This window comes from Pseudomonas sp. 31-12, from assembly GCF_003151075.1.
Classification (GTDB): domain Bacteria; phylum Pseudomonadota; class Gammaproteobacteria; order Pseudomonadales; family Pseudomonadaceae; genus Aquipseudomonas.
On sequence record NZ_CP029482.1, the window covers coordinates 6,205,085 to 6,225,000 of the forward strand.

The window sequence follows — 19,916 nt, forward strand, 5'->3', positions numbered from 1 at the left end:
AAAGCCCTCGCAAAATTAGTGACGCTAAAATTAGAAGCGGTAGTGCGAGAAAGCCTTGTTGGCTTCAGCCATACGGTGCACGTCTTCACGCTTCTTAACTGCAGCACCTTTGCCTTCAGCAGCGTCCAACAGTTCGCCAGCCAAACGCAGAGCCATAGACTTCTCGCCGCGCTTACGGGCGAAGTCTACCAACCAGCGCATTGCCAGAGCGTTACGACGGGACGGACGAACTTCGACCGGAACCTGGTAAGTAGCACCGCCTACACGGCGCGACTTCACTTCGACCAGCGGAGCGATGGCGTCGAGAGCTTTCTCGAAGATTTCCAGGGGGTCGCTGTTCTTGCGTTCTTTAACCTTTTCCAGCGCGCCATAAACGATACGCTCGGCAACGGCTTTCTTGCCGCTTTCCATCACGTGGTTCATGAACTTGGCCAGAATCTGGCTGCCGTATTTTGGATCGTCAAGCACTTCGCGCTTGGCTGCTACGCGTCTTCTTGGCATGGATAAGCCCTCAAACGGTCTTCAGGTTCGCTCGGAATCGGTGCCCTTTCGGGACGCCTCCGACCTTACTCTTATCGACTCAGAAAAATAGAAAATCAGTTTTTACAAAAAGCCGCTACTACTTAGGCTTCTTGGTACCGTACTTCGAACGACCCTGGTTACGACCTTTAACGCCGGAAGTATCCAAAGAGCCGCGAACGGTGTGGTAACGAACACCTGGCAAGTCTTTTACACGGCCGCCACGGATCAGTACGACGCTGTGCTCTTGCAGGTTGTGGCCTTCACCGCCGATGTACGAGGAAACCTCGAAACCGTTGGTCAGACGCACACGGCATACTTTACGCAGTGCCGAGTTAGGTTTTTTCGGCGTGGTGGTATACACACGGGTGCATACGCCACGACGTTGCGGGCAGTTCTGCAGCGCAGGCACGTCGGATTTCTCGACGATACGCTTACGCGGCTGACGTACCAGCTGGTTGATAGTTGCCATCTACTAGCTCCACTGTTGTCTTGCGACGCTATTGTCTTGCAAGAAAAGCAAAATGGCAGGAACGAATTCCCGCCAAATTTAGGGGTACAAGAGTCTAAAGAGGATCTTGCCCCCAGTCAAGGCAAGGCCCCGACCTCCCCGCTCATCCAACCTCGACAAATTGTCTCGATTCGATGAACGGAACGGCCAGGGCCTTACGCTCATTTACCGCAGAACTCAGTTACCGCTTGAGTTCAGCGCTTCGGTCAGTGCAGCTTCCACTTCACTGGCGCTTACGCGCAACGGTTTGTCAGCATCACGGCGGCGCTTACGCTCGCTGTGATAAGCCAGACCGGTACCCGCCGGGATCAGACGACCCACGACCACGTTTTCTTTCAGGCCGCGCAGGTAATCGCGCTTGCCGGTTACCGCCGCTTCGGTCAGTACGCGAGTGGTTTCCTGGAAGGAAGCCGCCGAGATGAACGATTCGGTGGACAACGACGCCTTGGTGATACCCAACAGCACGCGAGTGAACTTGGAAACGAATTTCTCGTCGCCAGCCAGACGCTCGTTCTCTACCAGAACGTGAGTCAATTCCATCTGGTCGCCCTTGATGAAACTGGAATCGCCGGATTCAGCGATTTCAACTTTACGCAGCATCTGACGCAGGATGGTCTCGATGTGCTTATCGTTGATCTTCACGCCTTGCAGACGGTAAACGTCCTGGATCTCGTTCACGATGTACTTGGCCAGCGCGCTCACACCCAACAGACGCAGGATGTCGTGTGGATCGCTCGGGCCGTCGGAGATAACTTCGCCGCGGTTTACCTGTTCGCCTTCGAAGACGTTCAGGTGACGCCACTTCGGAATCAGCTCTTCGTACGGATCGCTACCGTCGTTCGGGGTGATAACCAGACGGCGCTTGCCTTTGGTCTCTTTACCGAACGCGATGGTGCCGCTGACTTCAGCCAGAATCGAGGCTTCTTTCGGACGACGGGCTTCGAACAAGTCGGCAACACGCGGCAGACCACCGGTGATGTCACGGGTCTTCGAAGTCTCTTGCGGAATACGAGCGATAACATCACCGATCGCAATTTTCGCACCATCCGCAACACCGACCAAGGCGTTGGCTGGCAGGAAGTACTGAGCGATAACGTCAGTGCCTGGCAGCAACAGATCCTTGCCGTTGTCATCAACCATCTTCACAGCAGGGCGGATATCTTTACCGGCAGCTGGTCGGTCTTTGGCATCGAGTACTTCAATGTTGGTCATACCGGTCAATTCGTCAGTCTGACGCTTGATCGTGATGCCTTCTTCCATGCCCACGTAGGTCACGGTACCTTTCATTTCGGTAACGATTGGGTGAGTGTGCGGATCCCACTTGGCCACGATTGCGCCAGCGTCGACCTTGTCACCTTCTTTAACCGAAATCACAGCACCGTACGGCAGCTTGTAACGCTCGCGCTCACGACCGAAGTCATCAGCGATTGCCAGCTCACCGGAACGGGACACAGCAACCAGGCAGCCATCCACTCGCTCAACGTGCTTCAGGTTGTGCAGACGGACAGTACCGCCATTCTTCACCTGAACACTGTCGGCTGCGGAGGTCCGGCTTGCCGCACCACCGATGTGGAACGTACGCATGGTCAGCTGGGTACCCGGCTCACCGATGGACTGGGCAGCGATAACGCCGACCGCTTCACCGATGTTCACCTGGTGACCACGAGCCAGGTCACGGCCGTAGCACTTGGCGCAAATGCCGTAGCGGGTTTCGCAGCTGATCGGCGAACGCACGATTACTTCGTCGATGCTGTTCAGCTCGATGAACTCGACCCACTTCTCGTCTACCAGCGTACCGGCAGGAACGATGATTTCTTCGGTACCTGGCTTGAACACGTCACGGGCAATGACACGACCCAATACGCGCTCACCCAACGGCTCAACAACGTCACCGCCTTCAATGTGCGGAGTCATTACCAGGCCATGTTCGGTGCCGCAATCGATCTCGGTCACAACCAGATCCTGCGCCACGTCTACCAGACGACGAGTCAGGTAACCGGAGTTCGCAGTTTTCAACGCGGTATCCGCCAAACCTTTACGAGCACCGTGAGTGGAGATGAAGTACTGAAGTACGCTCAAACCTTCACGGAAGTTCGCAGTAATCGGCGTTTCAATGATGGAACCGTCCGGCTTGGCCATCAGGCCACGCATACCGGCGAGCTGACGGATCTGCGCAGCAGAACCCCGTGCGCCCGAGTCGGCCATCATGTACATCGAGTTGAACGATTCCTGGTCGACTTCGACGCCATGACGGTCGATGACTTTCTCTTTCGAGAGGTTGGCCATCATCGCCTTGGAAACTTCGTCGTTCGCCTTGGACCAAAGGTCGATCACTTTGTTGTACTTCTCGCCCTGGGTTACCAGGCCGGAGGCGTACTGACTTTCGATCTCTTTCACTTCGTCGGTAGCAGCACCGATGATGCGGGCTTTTTCATCCGGGATAACGAAGTCGTTAACACCGATGGAAACGCCGGAAATGGTCGAATAGGCAAAACCGGTGTACATCAACTGGTCAGCGAAGATCACGGTCTCTTTCAAACCAACCACGCGGTAGCACTGGTTGATCAGCTTGGAGATCGCCTTTTTCTTCATCGGCTGGTTGACGACGTCGTACGACAGGCCAGGTGGAACAACCTGGAACAACAGCGCACGGCCGACAGTGGTGTCGACGATACGGGTGTTCTTGACGCTGCCACCGTCACGATCGTTAACGGTTTCGTTGATCCGCACTTTAACCTTGGCGTGCAGTGCGGCTTCGCCGGCACGGAACACACGGTCAACTTCCTGCAGATCCGCGAACACACGACCTTCGCCTTTGGCGTTGATCGCTTCACGAGTCATGTAGTACAGACCCAATACAACGTCCTGCGACGGAACGATGATTGGCTCACCGTTGGCTGGCGACAGAATGTTGTTGGTCGACATCATCAACGCACGCGCTTCCAACTGAGCTTCCAGTGTCAGCGGTACGTGCACGGCCATTTGGTCGCCGTCGAAGTCGGCGTTGTACGCGGCACAGACCAGAGGGTGCAGCTGGATAGCCTTACCTTCGATCAGTACCGGTTCAAACGCCTGGATACCCAGACGGTGAAGGGTCGGTGCACGGTTGAGGAGAACCGGGTGTTCGCGAATTACTTCAGCGAGAACGTCCCAAACCTCTGGCAGTTCGCGCTCGACCATCTTCTTGGCAGCTTTGATGGTGGTAGCGAGACCACGCATTTCCAGCTTGCCGAAAATGAACGGTTTGAACAGTTCGAGAGCCATTTTCTTCGGCAGACCGCACTGGTGCAGACGCAGGGTCGGACCTACGGTAATTACCGAACGACCGGAGTAGTCAACACGCTTACCGAGCAAGTTCTGACGGAAACGACCCTGCTTACCCTTGATCATGTCAGCCAGGGATTTCAGAGGACGCTTGTTGGAACCGGTGATAGCGCGGCCACGACGACCGTTGTCGAGCAGTGCGTCGACGGCTTCCTGCAACATACGCTTTTCGTTGCGCACGATGATGTCCGGAGCGGACAGATCGAGCAGACGCTTCAAGCGGTTGTTACGGTTGATCACTCGACGATACAGATCGTTGAGGTCGGAAGTCGCGAAGCGACCGCCATCCAGCGGGACCAGTGGACGCAGATCTGGCGGCAGAACCGGCAGAACGGTCAGCACCATCCATTCTGGAAGGTTGCCGGAACCCTGAAAGGCTTCCATCAACTTCAGACGCTTGGACAGCTTCTTGATTTTGGTTTCGGAGTTGGTTTGCGGAATTTCTTCGCGCAGACGGCCAATCTCGTGCTCTAGGTCGATAGCGTGCAGCAGTTCACGGACAGCTTCGGCACCCATACGGGCATCGAAATCGTCGCCGAACTCTTCCAGCGCTTCGAAGTACTGCTCGTCGTTCAGCAGCTGACCTTTTTCAAGGGTGGTCATGCCTGGATCGATAACGACATAGCTCTCGAAGTAGAGAACGCGTTCGATATCACGCAGGGTCATGTCCATCAGCAAGCCGATACGCGACGGCAGCGATTTCAGGAACCAGATGTGGGCAACTGGCGAGGCCAGCTCGATGTGCGCCATGCGCTCACGACGAACTTTGGCCAGCGCGACTTCAACACCGCACTTCTCGCAGATCACACCACGGTGCTTCAAGCGCTTGTACTTACCGCACAGGCACTCGTAATCCTTTACCGGGCCAAAGATCTTGGCGCAGAACAGGCCGTCACGCTCAGGTTTGAACGTACGGTAGTTGATGGTTTCCGGCTTTTTAACTTCACCGAACGACCACGAACGGATCATCTCAGGCGATGCCAATCCAATACGGATGGCGTCGAACTCTTCGACTTGACCCTGGTTTTTCAGCAAATTCAGTAGGTCTTTCAAGGCCTTTCCTCCTGGCGGAGCAGAGAGCGGGCAATCCTGCCCCGCTCTCGATTCGCGTCACGTGTTATTCGGTTTCCAGATCGATATCGATGCCGAGGGAACGAATTTCCTTGATCAACACGTTGAAAGACTCGGGCATGCCCGGCTCCATACGGTGATCGCCATCCACGATGTTTTTGTACATCTTGGTACGGCCGTTCACATCGTCCGACTTCACTGTGAGCATTTCTTGCAGAGTGTAAGCAGCACCGTATGCTTCCAGTGCCCAGACTTCCATCTCCCCGAAACGCTGACCACCGAACTGCGCCTTACCACCCAGCGGCTGCTGGGTAACCAGGCTGTACGAACCGGTAGAACGAGCGTGCATCTTGTCGTCTACCAAGTGGTTCAGCTTCAGCATGTACATGTAGCCAACAGTAACCGGGCGCTCGAACTTGTTGCCGGTACGGCCGTCGGTCAGCTGCATCTGGCCGCTTTCTGGCAGGTCTGCCAGCTTCAGCATGGCCTTGATTTCGCTTTCCTTGGCACCGTCGAACACTGGAGTGGCCATTGGAACACCACCACGCAGGTTCTTCGCCAGATCCAGGATTTCCTGGTCGGAGAAGCTATCCAGATCTTCGTTACGACCGCCGATCTGGTTGTAGATCTCGTCGAGGAATTTACGAAGCTCGGCGACTTTGCGCTGCTCTTCGATCATCCGGTTGATCTTCTCGCCCAGACCTTTGGCTGCGAGGCCCAGGTGGGTTTCAAGGATCTGACCAACGTTCATACGCGAAGGTACGCCCAACGGGTTGAGGACGACGTCGACCGGGGTGCCATTGGCATCGTGCGGCATGTCTTCAACCGGCATGATCACGGAGACCACACCTTTGTTACCGTGACGACCGGCCATCTTGTCGCCCGGCTGGATGCGGCGACGGATTGCCAGGTAAACCTTGACGATTTTCAGCACGCCTGGAGCCAGGTCATCGCCCTGCTGCAGTTTGCGCTTCTTGTCTTCGAACTTGTCGTCCAGCAGACGGCGGCGATCAACGATGTAGGCCTGAGCCTTCTCGAGCTGCTCGTTCAGAGCATCTTCAGCCATGCGCAGTTTGAACCACTGACCATGCTCAAGACCGTCGAGAACTTCGTCGGTGATGTCCTGACCTTTCTTCAGGCCGGCGCCGCCTTCGGCTTTGTGGCCGACCAGAGCGGAACGCAGACGTTCGAAAGTGGCGCCTTCAACGATACGGAACTCTTCGTTCAGGTCCTTGCGGATCTCGTCGAGTTGAGTCTTCTCGATCGACAGTGCACGAGCATCACGCTCGACGCCGTCGCGGGTGAAGACCTGTACGTCGATGACGGTACCCTTGGTGCCGGTAGGCACGCGCAGGGAGGTGTCTTTAACGTCGCTGGCTTTTTCACCGAAGATGGCACGCAGCAGTTTTTCTTCCGGAGTCAGCTGGGTCTCGCCTTTCGGAGTGACCTTACCAACCAGGATGTCGCCTGCGCCAACTTCAGCACCTACGTAAACGATACCGGCCTCGTCCAGCTTGTTCAGTGCAGCTTCACCCACGTTCGGGATGTCTGCAGTGATTTCCTCCGGTCCAAGCTTGGTGTCACGTGCCACACAGGTCAGTTCCTGAATGTGGATCGTGGTGAAGCGGTCTTCCTGAACCACACGCTCGGACAGGCAGATGGAGTCTTCGAAGTTGAAGCCGTTCCACGCCATGAACGCGATGCGCATGTTCTGACCCAGAGCCAGTTCACCCATGTCGGTGGACGGACCGTCGGCCATGATGTCGCTACGCTGAACCCGATCACCTTTACGCACCAGCGGACGCTGGTTGATGCAGGTGTTCTGGTTGGAGCGGGTGTACTTGGTCAGGTTGTAGATGTCGACACCAGCTTCGCCGGTTTCAACTTCGTCATCAGCAACACGAACCACGATACGGCTGGCGTCGACGGAATCGATCACGCCGCCACGACGAGCCACGACGCAAACGCCGGAGTCACGGGCTACGTTACGCTCCATGCCAGTACCGACCAGCGGCTTGTCAGCGCGCAGGGTTGGTACAGCTTGACGCTGCATGTTCGAACCCATCAACGCACGGTTGGCGTCATCGTGCTCGAGGAACGGGATCAGCGACGCTGCAACCGAAACTACCTGCTTCGGCGATACGTCCATCAAGGTGACGTCTTCCGGCGCCTTGACGGTGAACTCGTTCAAGTGACGAACAGCTACCAACTCGTCGATCAGGACTTTCTTGTCGTTCATCGTGGCCGAAGCCTGAGCGATCACGTGGTCAGCTTCTTCGATGGCAGACAGGAAGACGATCTCGTCGGTGACCAGAGCGTCTTTCACCACACGGTACGGGCTCTCGAGGAAGCCGTACTGGTTGGTGCGCGCATAAGCGGCCAGGGAGTTGATCAGACCGATGTTCGGACCTTCCGGCGTTTCAATCGGGCATACACGACCGTAGTGAGTCGGGTGTACGTCACGAACTTCAAAGCCAGCACGTTCACGAGTCAAACCGCCAGGGCCGAGTGCAGATACACGACGTTTGTGGGTGATCTCGGACAGCGGGTTGTTCTGGTCCATGAACTGGGAAAGCTGGCTGGAACCGAAGAACTCTTTCACCGCCGCAGCCACTGGCTTGGCGTTGATCAGGTCTTGCGGCATCAGGCCTTCGCTTTCAGCCATCGACAGACGCTCTTTGACCGCACGCTCAACACGTACCAGGCCAACACGGAACTGGTTCTCGGCCATTTCGCCTACGCAGCGAACACGACGGTTACCCAGGTGGTCGATGTCATCGACGATGCCTTTACCGTTACGGATGTCGACCAGAGTCTTCAGAACCGCGACGATGTCTTCTTTGCACAACACGCCCGAACCTTCGATCTCGGTACGACCGATACGACGGTTGAACTTCATCCGGCCGACCGCAGACAGGTCATAGCGCTCAGGGCTGAAGAACAGGTTGTTGAACAGAGTCTCGGCAGCGTCTTTGGTTGGCGGCTCGCCTGGACGCATCATGCGATAGATCTCGACCAGCGCTTCCAATTGGTTGCTGGTGGAGTCGATCTTCAGGGTGTCGGAGACGAACGGACCGCAGTCGATATCGTTGGTGTACAGAGTTTCGATGCGAACAACCTGGGCCTTGGCAATTTTTGCCAGGATCTCGGTGTTCAGCTCGGTGTTGCACTCTGCCAGGATTTCGCCGGTTGCCGGATGCACGATGGCCTTGGCGGTAGTGCGACCCAGGACGTAGTCCAGAGGCACTTCCAGGGTCTTGAGACCGGCTTTTTCGATCTGGTTGATGTGGCGCGCAGTAATACGGCGACCCGCCTCAACGATGACCTTGCCCTTCTCGTCCTGAATATCAAGTACAGCGATTTCACCACGCAGACGCGAAGCAATCAGTTCCAGACTGAGGGTTTCGCCGCTCAGGTGGAAAACGTTGGTGGTGTAGAACGCGTCGAGCACTTCTTCAGTGGTATAGCCGAGCGCGCGCAGCAGTACCGATGCAGGCAGCTTGCGACGACGGTCGATACGCACGAACACGCAGTCTTTCGGGTCGAACTCGAAGTCCAGCCACGAACCGCGGTAAGGAATGATGCGCGCGGAGTACAGCAGTTTACCGGAGCTGTGCGTCTTGCCACGGTCGTGGTCGAAGAACACGCCCGGGGAACGGTGCAGCTGGGAAACGATTACACGCTCGGTACCGTTGATTACGAAGGTACCGTTCTCAGTCATCAGGGGGATTTCACCCATGTAGACTTCTTGCTCTTTAATGTCCTTGATCGCTTTGTTCGACGATTCTTTGTCGAAAATGATCAGGCGCACTTTTACCCGCAAAGGTACGGCGTAAGTTACACCGCGCAATACGCATTCTTTGACATCAAATGCCGGTTCGCCCAGGCGATAACCGACGTACTCCAGCGCAGCATTGCCGGAGTAGCTGATGATCGGGAAAACGGATTTGAAGGCCGCATGCAGGCCCACGTCGCGGAACTGATCTTTAGTCGCTCCCGCTTGCAAGAATTCACGATACGAATCCAGCTGGATGGCCAGGAGGTACGGCACATCCATGACGTCCGGCAACTTGCTAAAGTCCTTGCGGATACGTTTTTTCTCAGTATATGAGTAAGCCATCAGCGTTCCCCAGCTTGGTCACCTGCTTGTTTGGCCCCTCCCGACGGGAGCAGCCAGAAAATCGTGCAAACCCCATGGTTTGCGCCACCGCATCGGGTGGTTACAGCTCGTTACCAGCACCGACCCAGTCGGCTGCCAATAACGGAAAAAGGCCGGTGGCAAGAGCCACCAGCCATCAGCCTTTCGCTTAACGCTCGGGCTGGAGGAGCAAAGTCGATGCTTACTTCAGCTCGACTTTAGCGCCTGCTTCTTCCAGAGTGGCTTTGGCTTTGTCAGCTGCGTCTTTCGAAACAGCTTCCAGAACCATGCCAGGAGCGCCGTCAACTACAGCCTTGGCTTCTTTCAAGCCCAGACCGGTCAGTTCACGTACTGCCTTGATCACGTTAACTTTCTTCTCGCCAGCTTCCAGCAGCATGACATTGAATTCAGTTTGTTCTTCAACAACAGCAGCGACAGCAGCTGGACCAGCGGAAGCAGCGGCAGCGGAAACGCCGAACTTCTCTTCCATGGCCTTGATCAGCTCAACGATTTCCAGAACGGATTTTTCGCCGATTGCTTCGATGATTTGGTCGTTAGTCAGAGACATGACTATAAATTCCTGTATTGGGGTGACAGCCTACGCGGCCATCGAAATAAACAATAAACGCTGAAAGGTGTCGCTCAGCCTTAGGCTGCAGCGGCTTCTTTCTGGTCGCGAAGAGCCGCCAGAGTACGAGCCAATTTGCTGGTTGCGCCTTGAATCACGCTCATCAGCTGAGAAATTGCTTCGTCACGGGTCGGCAGGCTTGCCAGTACGTCGATCTGATTAGCCGCGAGGAACTTGCCCTCGAACGCAGCTGCCTTGATCTCGAACTTATCCTGACCTTTTGCGAACTCTTTGAAGATACGGGCAGCAGCACCCGGATGTTCTTTGGAGAATGCAATCAAGGTCGGGCCAGTGAACACGTCGTTGAGCACGTCATATTGAGTGCCAGCAACGGCGCGCTTGAGCAGGGTGTTACGTACAACACGTACGTAAACGCCAGCTTCACGAGCCTCTTTACGGAGTCCGGTCATAGCGCCTACTGTTACGCCACGGGCATCAGCCACGACAGCGGACAGAGCAACTTGGGCAGCCTTGTTGACTTCAGCGACGATGGCCTTCTTGTCTTCAAGTTTAATTGCCACGGGAAAAACTCCTGCTTGTTACCGTTTCATCCAACCGAGGCCAGATGTCGTTTTGGTGTCTGATTCGGTAAGGAACCGGGAGCACCATCTGCGTAGGCTTGTGGTTTAAGACTTGCGTCGCCTACGGTCTTGGATAGCCCCCGCCAGGCAGGGACCCCAATCTTTCAATTGGCACAATCACTTGCGCCAATCTGTGTCTTACGCGTCGAGCGAGCCTTGGTCGATGACCAGACCTGGACCCATGGTGGTGCTCAGGGTAACGCGCTTGACATAAATACCTTTCGAGGAAGCTGGCTTGATACGCTTCAGATCAGCGATCAGGGCTTCAACGTTTTCCTTCAGCTTGACGGCATCAAAGCCGACTTTGCCAACGGAGGTGTGAATGATGCCGTTTTTGTCGGTGCGATAACGAACCTGACCAGCCTTGGCGTTTTTAACCGCGGTGGCTACGTCTGGCGTTACGGTGCCGACTTTAGGGTTAGGCATCAGGCCACGTGGGCCCAGGATCTGACCCAACTGACCCACAACGCGCATGGCATCCGGGGATGCGATAACGACGTCATAGTTCAGGTCGCCGCCTTTCATTTCGGCAGCCAGGTCGTCCATACCTACACGATCAGCGCCGGCAGCCAGAGCGGCCTCAGCAGCTGGACCCTGGGTGAACACAGCTACGCGAACGGTCTTGCCAGTGCCGTGTGGCAGCACAGTAGCGCTACGAACAACCTGGTCAGATTTACGCGGGTCAACACCCAGGTTCACAGCAACGTCGAACGACTCGCTGAACTTGACAGTCGACAGCTCAGCCAGCAGAGCAGCAGCGTCTACAAAGTTGTAGGACTTGCCTGCTTCGATTTTGCCGGCGATAGCCTTTTGACGCTTGGTCAACTTAGCCATTACACACCCTCCACGTTAAGGCCCATGCTACGAGCAGAACCGGCGATAGTACGCACGGCTGCGTCCATATCAGCTGCAGTCAGATCCGCGTTTTTGGTTTTCGCGATTTCTTCCAGCTGAGCACGGGTCACGGTGCCAACCTTAACGGTGTTCGGACGAGCGGAACCGCTAGTCAGACCGGCCGCCTTCTTCAGCAGAACCGAAGCAGGGGTGGATTTGGTTTCGAAAGTGAAGCTACGGTCGCTGTAGACAGTGATGATCACTGGAGTCGGCAGACCTGGCTCAATACCCTGAGTACGGGCGTTGAAAGCCTTGCAGAATTCCATGATGTTCACGCCGTGCTGACCCAAAGCAGGACCAACAGGTGGGCTTGGGTTAGCCTGAGCGGCCTTCACTTGCAGCTTGATGTAAGCGGTAATCTTCTTGGCCATGAGGCACTCCAATTACGGGTTCGAACGCCTCGAAAGGCTCCCCGGTTACTTGCGCGTTTATCCCAGTGACGACAAAACCCCACAGCCTAGGGCTGCGGGGTTGGGATGCTTGCCCAGCTAGACCTTTTCGACCTGGCTGAACTCTAACTCTACCGGAGTAGAGCGACCGAAAATGAGCACTGCCACTTGGATCCGGCTCTTTTCGTAGTTAACTTCTTCGACCGTGCCGGTAAAATCGGCAAACGGACCGTCATTGACACGCACCGACTCACCTGGCTCGAACAACGTCTTCGGCTTCGGCTTGTCGCTACCATCAGCAACACGACGCAGAATCGCTTCTGCCTCTTTATCTGTGATCGGCGCTGGCTTATCAGCGGTACCGCCGATGAAGCCCATCACCCGAGGAGTATCCTTGACCAAGTGCCAAGTACCCTCGTTCATGTCCATCTGGACCAGCACATAACCTGGGAAGAACTTGCGCTCGCTTTTGCGTTTCTGGCCATTACGCATTTCAACCACTTCTTCAGTGGGAACCAGAATTTCGCCAAAGCCATCTTCCATGCCAGCCAGCTTTACGCGCTCTACTAACGAGCGCATGACATGCTTCTCGTAACCGGAGTAAGCATGCACAACGTACCAACGCTTAGCCACGGGACACCCTTAGCCGACAATCAAGGAAACAAGCCAGCCGAGCAGGGAATCAAGCCCCCACAACAGCAACGCCATAACCAGGACAACAGCCACAACGATCAACGTGGTCTGTGTGGTTTCTTGGCGAGTTGGCCATACGACTTTACGAATCTCGGTACGAGCTTCCTTAACCAGTACAAAGAAAGACTTGCCCTTGACTGTCTGCAAGCCTACAAAGGCAGCTACAGCAGCAATGGCGAGCAATGCAAGTACGCGGTACAGGATCGGCGAAGCAGAGTAATACTGATTGCCAACAACGCCAACAACCACCAAGGCGACTACTACAAGCCACTTGAGCAGATCGAAGCGAGAGCCTTGAGCTTCAGCTTTAGGAGTCATCTATGAAGATCCTGTGAAAAGAAAGCCAGACACACCAAGTGAATCTGGCAGGTCAGGAGGGAATCGAACCCCCAACCTACGGTTTTGGAGACCGTCGCTCTGCCAATTGAGCTACTGACCTAAAACAAAATCAGGCCGACCATTATGCCGGCCCGAAAAAGACATTACAACAATTTACTCGATAACCTTGGCCACAACACCAGCGCCGACGGTACGACCGCCTTCACGGATAGCGAAACGCAAGCCATCTTCCATCGCGATGGTTTTGATCAGAGTGACAGTCATCTGAATGTTGTCACCTGGCATCACCATTTCAACGCCTTCTGGCAATTCGCAGTTACCAGTCACATCAGTAGTACGGAAGTAGAACTGCGGACGGTAACCCTTGAAGAACGGGGTATGACGCCCACCCTCTTCCTTGCTCAGAACGTAAACCTCAGCCGTGAACTTGGTATGCGGCTTGACGGTGCCTGGCTTGACCAGAACCTGGCCACGCTCAACATCATCACGCTTGGTACCGCGCAGCAGAACGCCGCAGTTCTCGCCAGCACGACCTTCGTCGAGCAGCTTGCGGAACATCTCAACACCAGTGCAAGTAGTTTTGACAGTGTCACGCAGACCAACAATCTCAACCTCCTCCTGAATGCGGACAATGCCACGCTCAACACGACCAGTCACAACAGTGCCGCGACCGGAGATCGAGAACACATCCTCGATCGGCATCAGGAACGGCTTATCAATAGCACGCTCAGGCTGCGGAATATAAGTATCCAGAGTCTCGACCAACTTCTTGACGGCAGTAGTACCCATCTCGTTGTCGTCTTGACCATTCAACGCCATCAGCGCCGAACCGATGATGATCGGAGTGTCATCACCCGGGAAGTCGTAAGTGCTCAGCAAATCGCGCACTTCCATCTCAACCAACTCCAGCAGCTCCGCATCGTCAACCATGTCAGCCTTGTTCAGGAAGACAACGATGTACGGAACGCCAACCTGGCGGGACAACAGAATGTGCTCACGGGTTTGCGGCATCGGACCATCAGCGGCCGAGCAAACCAGGATAGCACCATCCATCTGAGCAGCACCGGTAATCATGTTCTTTACGTAATCGGCGTGACCTGGGCAGTCTACGTGTGCGTAGTGACGCACGGCCGAATCGTATTCAACGTGAGCAGTGTTAATGGTGATACCACGTGCTTTTTCTTCTGGGGCGCTATCGATTTTGTCGAAATCAACCTTTGCCGAACCGAACACTTCGGAGCAGACACGGGTCAGCGCAGCGGTCAGGGTAGTTTTACCGTGGTCGACGTGACCAATGGTGCCTACGTTGACGTGCGGCTTATTACGTTCGAACTTTTCCTTAGCCATCGAAGCAACCCCCAGCAGAAAAATTAAGCAGTAATACCAACCATTAAAACAAAGGCAGATATTTTCATATCTGCCTTGTTATATGGAGCTCTTGAGCGGATTTGAACCGCTGACCTCACCCTTACCAAGGGTGTGCTCTACCAACTGAGCTACAAGAGCGTAACGCTTTGCAGGACCTGCAAACTTGGAGCGGGTAGCGGGAATCGAACCCGCATCATCAGCTTGGAAGGCTGAGGTTCTACCACTAAACTATACCCGCGGAGCTTGCAGCTCTCGCTAAAAATGGTGGAGGGGGAAGGATTCGAACCTTCGAAGTCGTAGACGTCAGATTTACAGTCTGATCCCTTTGGCCGCTCGGGAACCCCTCCTAAGCGAGCCGGCATTCTATATCATGCCGACCTTCTGTCAAGCATTTTCTCATTAAAAACCTGAGGTTAGCTGCGTTGACACCGCCTTGCACCGTTGACCGTTAAAGGTCTTCACTGCGAAGCGGGCGCCATTCTATGCAAACTATTCCGCAGGCGCAACCCCCTCGCAGGGCATTATTTTATGTTTTAACTCATTGAAATCTTTGGAAAGGTTTAGCAGCTGAAGATCATCCACTAAACGCCGGCTTTCGGGCGCTATGCGGAGCCAGTAACCCACCGAATCTGAAGAGTCTTTCGGCAAGGATTGAAACCTGATATCCATCCCACTCAATCGTCGCTCAGCAGCTTGCGCGGTCTCTTGACGAGTGAAGCCACCCAAATAGAGACATCCACCGCCCACTGATGCCGACTTCCCTTTCTCACGAGCCGTATTAGTCGCCTCGCTCAACAAGCGAATGTCCTGCTGTGATCCTCGATACAAACTCAAGGGAGTTACATCTTTCGCACGCAGCGGCGCCTCTTGTTGATGCCAGATGTAATAGAAGACATTGAGCACAAGCAGCAAAAGGAACAACCAACGCATAAAAACCTCAAGACAAAGGACATGCCATCGCCAGACCTACAAACACCAGGTCTGGAACCCGCCTGGCATCAGGTACGATTTCAGAGACGAGCGCTGCATCACCTCCGGTGAGAAATACAGCAAAATCTTCCCCCCAATAGCCACGCGCCATTTCCAGCTGAGTCAGGACGAAGCCCCTCAACATAAGCGAACATCCTCGCTCAACCGCCTCGACCGTTGTGCGGCCAGGAGCAAGGCTTTCCAGCGCGCGCTCGGCAGCAATATCGCCATAGCGAATCTTGCGGGTATGGGTTCGTAACTGGTTGCGCATCAAAGGCATGCCTGGGCAAATAAACCCGCCAAGATGCTCTCCATCTCCCGCAATGAAGTCAGCAGTCACAGCGGTGCCAAAATCGAGCACCAGGCATGCTCCTGCGGCCAGGTTAAATCCACCGAGCATCGCCAGCCAGCGATCAAGCCCCAACCGCTCGAACTCCTCGTATCCATTTCGCACACCAGCCATTTCACGCGCCGGCGCTGCGCATATCGCGGACACAGAGAACGCTTTCGCCAGAAGAGATGTCAACGCTGCAGTCTCTTCGGTCGTTCTGACGCTGACCAACCGGCACTGTTTGAGGGCCAGCCCTTCAAGCCTGTTCAGGCTTTCCAGCAATGCGAGATCCGAATCCACCACGCCCTCACCAAACACCCGTTTGGCATCCGCATGGAGAACACGCCACTTTATGAAACTGTTTCCGCAGTCGAGCTCAAGAATCATCACGCAACCTCAGGCTGAGCTCACCACCACTAAATACTTTTTCCACACCATTTACCTTCAAGCGCAAGGCACCCTGACTGTCGACACCCAACACCTCACCATCTATCTGACTAACTCCAGCAATCAGCGTGACTGCGCGCCCGTGCCAAAGGTGGTTCTGTTCCCATTCCCGCTGGATGGCGGAAAAACCATCGATCTGATGGCGAGCCAGATACTTCTGAAGCATCAATCCTAAATGCGCGACGAGGTGATTGCGATCAAACATCCTGCCCGCCTCCAGCCGCATGGATGTCCACTGCTGATCAATCTCATCGGTCGCCTGCATGTTCACATTAATTCCAACACCCAGCACCACATGACACACATCAGCAGGATCACCCACCAACTCGAGCAATATCCCGGCAATCTTTTTCTGGCCAACCAAAACATCGTTTGGCCACTTCAAGCCCGCGCCCGGAATGCCGAGATCTCTCAAGGCTTGCATAACAGCAAGCCCAACCACAAGACTCAGCCCTTCAAGCTGACGCATACCACCTTCGATGCGTAATACGAGACTGTAATAGATGTTTTCCGCGAAAGGACTGGCCCAATTTCGTCCACGCCGGCCGCGCCCCGCAGTCTGCCGCTCGGAAAGCACCAAAAAGGGCGCGGCCTGGCCACGCTCAATTGCGCGCAGAGCTTCAGCGTTAGTGGAGTCAATTGAGTGGAAGAGCAGAATAGGCCAGCCACACGAGGGCGCCTGTTCTTTTATGTCGACAGGATCAAGCAGCGTCAATGGCGCAGCCAATTGATAACCACGACCGCGCACCTTGTGAATGGACAAGCCGAGCTCAGCCTCCAAATGCTGTAGCTGCTTCCATACCGCACTACGACTGATACCCAGGGCGATGCCCAGGGCCTGACCCGAATGGAACTTGCCATCCTTAAGAAGCTTTAACAACGTCAGCATGCAAGTCTCGCCTCACAATGAGGCCCGCATGATAGCCATGCCCCGAGCCGTTGCATAGAAACCCCGAGGGCCAGATTTCCTGCGGGCAAAACAAAACCCCAATTGCTTTCGCAATTGGGGTTTCGGAATTTAATCTTGACGATGACCTACTCTCACATGGGGAAACCCCACACTACCATCGGCGATGCATCGTTTCACTGCTGAGTTCGGGATGGGATCAGGTGGTTCCAATGCTCTATGGTCGTCAAGAAATTCGGTAGCCAGGTCGTGGGCCCTTGCGGGTTCACGCTCCAGCGAATGGGTATGTGACAGCTTGGTGTTTTGTGAGTATCTCGAACTTTCGGTTCGTTTCGTCTTCACACACCGCAATCTGGTGCTCTTTCGCCTTTGGGCTCGAAGCAAGCAAATTGCTTGGGTGTTATATGGTCAAGCCTCACGGGCAATTAGTATTGGTTAGCTCAACGCCTCACAGCGCTTACACACCCAACCTATCAACGTCGTAGTCTTCGACGGCCCTTCAGGGGACTCAAGGTCCCAGTGAGATCTCATCTTGAGGCTAGTTTCCCGCTTAGATGCTTTCAGCGGTTATCTATTCCGAACATAGCTACCCGGCAATGCCACTGGCGTGACAACCGGAACACCAGAGGTTCGTCCACTCCGGTCCTCTCGTACTAGGAGCAGCCCCTCTCAAATCTCAAACGTCCACGGCAGATAGGGACCGAACTGTCTCACGACGTTCTAAACCCAGCTCGCGTACCACTTTAAATGGCGAACAGCCATACCCTTGGGACCGGCTTCAGCCCCAGGATGTGATGAGCCGACATCGAGGTGCCAAACACCGCCGTCGATATGAACTCTTGGGCGGTATCAGCCTGTTATCCCCGGAGTACCTTTTATCCGTTGAGCGATGGCCCTTCCATACAGAACCACCGGATCACTAAGACCTACTTTCGTACCTGCTCGACGTGTCTGTCTCGCAGTCAAGCGCGCTTTTGCCTTTATACTCTACGACCGATTTCCGACCGGTCTGAGCGCACCTTCGTACTCCTCCGTTACTCTTTAGGAGGAGACCGCCCCAGTCAAACTACCCACCATACACTGTCCTCGATCCGGATAACGGACCTGAGTTAGAACCTCAAAGTTGCCAGGGTGGTATTTCAAGGTTGGCTCCACGCGAACTGGCGTCCACGCTTCAAAGCCTCCCACCTATCCTACACAAGCAAATTCAAAGTCCAGTGCAAAGCTATAGTAAAGGTTCACGGGGTCTTTCCGTCTAGCCGCGGATACACTGCATCTTCACAGCGATTTCAATTTCACTGAGTCTCGGGTGGAGACAGCGCCGCCATCGTTACGCCATTCGTGCAGGTCGGAACTTACCCGACAAGGAATTTCGCTACCTTAGGACCGTTATAGTTACGGCCGCCGTTTACCGGGGCTTCGATCAAGAGCTTCGCGTTAGCTAACCCCATCAATTAACCTTCCGGCACCGGGCAGGCGTCACACCCTATACGTCCACTTTCGTGTTTGCAGAGTGCTGTGTTTTTAATAAACAGTCGCAGCGGCCTGGTATCTTCGACCGGCATGGGCTTACGCAGTAAATGCTTCACCCTCACCGGCGCACCTTCTCCCGAAGTTACGGTGCCATTTTGCCTAGTTCCTTCACCCGAGTTCTCTCAAGCGCCTTGGTATTCTCTACCCAACCACCTGTGTCGGTTTGGGGTACGGTTCCTGGTTACCTGAAGCTTAGAAGCTTTTCTTGGAAGCATGGCATCAACCACTTCGTGTTCTAAAAGAACACTCGTCATCAGCTCTCGGCCTTAGAATCCCGGATTTACCTAAGATTCCAGCCTACCACCTTAAACTTGGACAACCAACGCCAAGCTGGCCTAGCCTTCTCCGTCCCTCCATCGCAATAACCAGAAGTACAGGAATATTAACCTGTTTTCCATCGACTACGCTTTTCAGCCTCGCCTTAGGGACCGACTAACCCTGCGTCGATTAACGTTGCGCAGGAAACCTTGGTCTTTCGGCGTGGGTGTTTTTCACACCCATTGTCGTTACTCATGTCAGCATTCGCACTTCTGATACCTCCAGCAAGCTTCTCAACTCACCTTCACAGGCTTACAGAACGCTCCTCTACCGCATCACCTAAGTGATACCCGTAGCTTCGGTGTATGGTTTGAGCCCCGTTACATCTTCCGCGCAGGCCGACTCGACTAGTGAGCTATTACGCTTTCTTTAAAGGGTGGCTGCTTCTAAGCCAACCTCCTAGCTGTCTAAGCCTTCCCACATCGTTTCCCACTTAACCATAACTTTGGGACCTTAGCTGACGGTCTGGGTTGTTTCCCTTTTCACGACGGACGTTAGCACCCGCCGTGTGTCTCCCATGCTCGGCACTTGTAGGTATTCGGAGTTTGCATCGGTTTGGTAAGTCGGGATGACCCCCTAGCCGAAACAGTGCTCTACCCCCTACAGTGATACATGAGGCGCTACCTAAATAGCTTTCGAGGAGAACCAGCTATCTCCGAGCTTGATTAGCCTTTCACTCCGATCCACAGGTCATCCGCTAACTTTTCAACGGTAGTCGGTTCGGTCCTCCAGTTAGTGTTACCCAACCTTCAACCTGCCCATGGATAGATCGCCCGGTTTCGGGTCTATTCCCAGCGACTAGACGCCCTATTAAGACTCGCTTTCGCTACGCCTCCCCTATTCGGTTAAGCTCGCCACTGAAAATAAGTCGCTGACCCATTATACAAAAGGTACGCAGTCACCCAACAAAGTGGGCTCCCACTGCTTGTACGCATACGGTTTCAGGATCTATTTCA

14 protein-coding genes, 4 tRNA genes and 2 rRNA genes (1 of these 20 cut by a window edge) are annotated in these 19,916 nt (G+C 54.7%); all 20 read right to left on the minus strand.

The window, feature by feature from the left end; translation table 11 throughout:
* Window positions 1-30: 30 nt before the first annotated feature.
* A complete protein-coding gene (rpsG, locus tag DJ564_RS29385; RefSeq protein WP_002555493.1) occupies window positions 31-501 on the minus strand; it encodes a 30S ribosomal protein S7 in 471 nt (156 codons plus the stop codon).
* Window positions 502-619: 118 nt separating this feature from the next.
* Window positions 620-991 (minus strand): 30S ribosomal protein S12, encoded by a 372-nt coding sequence (gene rpsL / locus DJ564_RS29390; protein WP_002555494.1) that lies wholly within the window; start codon window positions 989-991, stop codon window positions 620-622.
* A 216-nt stretch (window positions 992-1,207) separates the two neighbouring features.
* A complete protein-coding gene (gene rpoC / locus DJ564_RS29395; protein ID WP_007896632.1) occupies window positions 1,208-5,407 on the minus strand; it encodes a DNA-directed RNA polymerase subunit beta' in 4,200 nt (1,399 codons plus the stop codon).
* A gap of 64 nt (window positions 5,408-5,471) precedes the next feature.
* Entirely contained in the window at window positions 5,472-9,545 is a 4,074-nt protein-coding gene (gene rpoB, locus DJ564_RS29400) for a DNA-directed RNA polymerase subunit beta (RefSeq protein ID WP_010467260.1), read from the minus strand.
* Between the two features lie 220 nt (window positions 9,546-9,765).
* Window positions 9,766-10,131 carry a 50S ribosomal protein L7/L12 gene (rplL, locus tag DJ564_RS29405; protein WP_010467258.1) on the minus strand — a complete coding sequence of 122 codons (366 nt, stop codon included), beginning with the start codon at window positions 10,129-10,131 and terminating at the stop codon, window positions 9,766-9,768.
* 80 nt (window positions 10,132-10,211) lie between these two features.
* The gene (gene rplJ / locus DJ564_RS29410) at window positions 10,212-10,712 is read right to left on the minus strand and encodes a 50S ribosomal protein L10 (protein WP_010467255.1); all 501 of its coding nucleotides are present in this window, start codon (window positions 10,710-10,712) and stop codon (window positions 10,212-10,214) included.
* 198 nt (window positions 10,713-10,910) lie between these two features.
* Entirely contained in the window at window positions 10,911-11,606 is a 696-nt protein-coding gene (gene rplA, locus DJ564_RS29415; protein WP_007896626.1) for a 50S ribosomal protein L1, read from the minus strand.
* On the minus strand, window positions 11,606-12,037 hold the full coding sequence (gene rplK / locus DJ564_RS29420; protein WP_003210097.1) for a 50S ribosomal protein L11: 432 nt from the start codon (window positions 12,035-12,037) through the stop codon (window positions 11,606-11,608). The genes rplA and rplK overlap by 1 nt, the downstream gene beginning before the upstream one ends.
* 117 nt (window positions 12,038-12,154) lie before the next feature.
* Complete coding sequence (nusG, locus tag DJ564_RS29425; RefSeq protein ID WP_007896622.1) at window positions 12,155-12,688, minus strand: transcription termination/antitermination protein NusG; 534 nt, start codon at window positions 12,686-12,688, stop codon at window positions 12,155-12,157.
* Between the two features lie 9 nt (window positions 12,689-12,697).
* Window positions 12,698-13,066 (minus strand): preprotein translocase subunit SecE, encoded by a 369-nt coding sequence (gene secE / locus DJ564_RS29430; protein ID WP_008145488.1) that lies wholly within the window; start codon window positions 13,064-13,066, stop codon window positions 12,698-12,700.
* 45 nt (window positions 13,067-13,111) lie between these two features.
* Window positions 13,112-13,187 (minus strand) — tRNA-Trp (locus tag DJ564_RS29435).
* A 53-nt stretch (window positions 13,188-13,240) separates the two neighbouring features.
* The gene (tuf, locus tag DJ564_RS29440; RefSeq protein WP_010467251.1) at window positions 13,241-14,434 is read right to left on the minus strand and encodes an elongation factor Tu; all 1,194 of its coding nucleotides are present in this window, start codon (window positions 14,432-14,434) and stop codon (window positions 13,241-13,243) included.
* Between the two features lie 83 nt (window positions 14,435-14,517).
* Window positions 14,518-14,593: transfer RNA gene (locus DJ564_RS29445), tRNA-Thr, on the minus strand.
* A gap of 26 nt (window positions 14,594-14,619) precedes the next feature.
* Window positions 14,620-14,693 (minus strand) — tRNA-Gly (locus DJ564_RS29450).
* 24 nt (window positions 14,694-14,717) lie between these two features.
* Window positions 14,718-14,802, minus strand: a tRNA-Tyr gene (locus DJ564_RS29455).
* Window positions 14,803-14,944: 142 nt separating this feature from the next.
* On the minus strand, window positions 14,945-15,385 hold the full coding sequence (locus tag DJ564_RS29460) for a hypothetical protein (RefSeq protein WP_109635260.1): 441 nt from the start codon (window positions 15,383-15,385) through the stop codon (window positions 14,945-14,947).
* Window positions 15,386-15,392: 7 nt separating this feature from the next.
* Window positions 15,393-16,142 (minus strand): pantothenate kinase, encoded by a 750-nt coding sequence (locus DJ564_RS29465; protein WP_109635262.1) that lies wholly within the window; start codon window positions 16,140-16,142, stop codon window positions 15,393-15,395.
* A complete protein-coding gene (gene birA / locus DJ564_RS29470; RefSeq protein WP_109635264.1) occupies window positions 16,132-17,091 on the minus strand; it encodes a bifunctional biotin--[acetyl-CoA-carboxylase] ligase/biotin operon repressor BirA in 960 nt (319 codons plus the stop codon). Before birA ends, DJ564_RS29465 begins: the two co-directional genes overlap by 11 nt.
* 133 nt (window positions 17,092-17,224) lie before the next feature.
* A 5S ribosomal RNA gene (gene rrf / locus DJ564_RS29475) occupies window positions 17,225-17,340 on the minus strand.
* 173 nt (window positions 17,341-17,513) lie between these two features.
* Window positions 17,514-19,916: ribosomal RNA gene (locus DJ564_RS29480) — 23S ribosomal RNA — on the minus strand; it runs 489 nt beyond the window's last position.